This is a genomic window from Neisseria sp. P0021.S005 (assembly GCF_051956955.1).
This window is the reverse complement of record NZ_JBQCWY010000607.1, coordinates 1-1,853: the sequence shown is the minus strand read 5'-3', so window position 1 is coordinate 1,853 and position 1,853 is coordinate 1. Positions and strand designations below refer to the sequence as shown.

The following is a 1,853-nucleotide window of genomic DNA, read 5'->3' as shown; positions in this document are numbered from 1 at the left end:
TTTATGCCGTTATTTTTTAATGTTTTGGAGCTTTCTGATGTTGAACATTACCTTGCCGGACGGTTCGGTCCGCCAATATGAATCACCCGTTACCGTGGCGCAAATTGCAGCGTCTATCGGTGCAGGTTTGGCAAAGGCAACGGTAGCGGGCAAGGTTAACGGTAAATTGGTGGATGCTTGCGATCCGATTACCGAAGATGCCCACGTTCAAATCATTACGCCTAAAGACAAAGAAGGCGTGGAAATTATCCGCCACTCCTGCGCGCACTTGGTCGGTCATGCGGTCAAGCAGCTCTACCCAGATGCCAAAATGGTTATCGGCCCGGTGATTGAAGACGGGTTCTATTACGATATCGCAACTGAAAAACCATTTACGCCTGATGATGTAGCAGCCATCGAAGCGCGCATGAAAGAGTTGATTGCACAAGACTATGACATTATTAAAGTGATGACGCCTCGTGCAGAAACCATCAAAATTTTCCAAGATCGCGGCGAAGAGTATAAATTGCGTCTGATTGAAGACATGCCTGAAGTGGAAGCAATGGGCATGTATCATCATCAAGAATACGTCGATATGTGCCGCGGTCCTCACGTTCCCAATACCCGTTTCTTGAAAAACTTCAAGCTGACCAAGCTGGCAGGCGCATACTGGCGCGGCGACAGCAACAATGAAATGTTGCAACGTATTTACGGTACGGCTTGGGCAAGCAAAGACGAATTAAAAGCCTATATCCAACGCATCGAGGAAGCGGAAAAACGCGACCACCGTAAGCTGGGTAAACAATTGGATTTGTTCCACCTGCAAGATGAAGCGCCGGGCATGGTGTTCTGGCATCCTAAAGGCTGGACTTTGTGGCAAGTGATTGAGCAGCATATGCGCAAAGAGCTGAATGCTGCCGGTTATAAAGAGGTAAAAACGCCTCAGATTATGGATAAAACCTTCTGGGAAAAATCCGGCCACTGGGAAAACTATAAAGACAATATGTTCGTGACCAGTTCCGAAAAACGCGAATACGCGGTTAAACCGATGAACTGTCCGGGTCATGTGCAAATTTTCAATAACGGCTTGCGCTCATATCGCGATTTGCCGATGCGTTTGGCTGAGTTTGGTTCTTGCCACCGCAATGAACCAAGCGGTGCGTTGCATGGTCTGATGCGTGTTCGCGGTTTTGTGCAAGATGATGCGCATATCTTCTGTACCGAAGATCAAATCGTCGATGAGGCACGTGCATTCAATGAATTATTGGTTCGTATTTACAAACAATTCGGCTTCCATGATGTTGCTGTGAAGTTGTCCCTCCGTCCTGAACAACGTGCAGGTTCTGACGAAGTTTGGGATAAAGCCGAACAAGGCCTGCGTGACGCATTGACTGCTTGCGGCGTAGAGTGGGAAGAGTTGCCTGGCGAAGGTGCATTCTATGGTCCTAAGATTGAGTACCATGTCAAAGATGCCTTGGGTCGCTCTTGGCAGTGCGGTACCCTGCAGTTGGACTTCGTATTGCCGGAGCGTTTGAATGCAGAATATGTAACAGAAAACAACGACCGTGCGCGTCCTGTAATGTTGCACCGTGCTATTTTGGGTTCATTGGAGCGCTTCATCGGTATTCTGATTGAAAACCATGCAGGCTCATTCCCATTGTGGCTTGCTCCGGTTCAAATGGTGATTATGAATATCACCGAAAACCAAGCAGATTATTGTCGCGAAGTGGCTGCTAAATTACAGGCAGCAGGCTTCCGTGTCGAATTGGATTTGCGTAACGAAAAAATCGGTTACAAAATCCGTGACAACAGCCAATACCGTTTCCCTTATCAAATCGTTGTCGGCGATAAAGAGAAACAAGAAAACAAAGTTG

The 1,853-nt window shown here is 47.4% G+C and carries 1 protein-coding gene; it reads left to right on the top strand.

The annotated features are described in order from the left end of the window. Positions 1-37: 37 nt before the first annotated feature. Positions 38-1,853, top strand: a 1,816-nt coding sequence (gene thrS, locus ACTHUE_RS17440; protein ID WP_440403036.1) for a threonine--tRNA ligase, incomplete at its 3' end; no start/stop codon positions are given.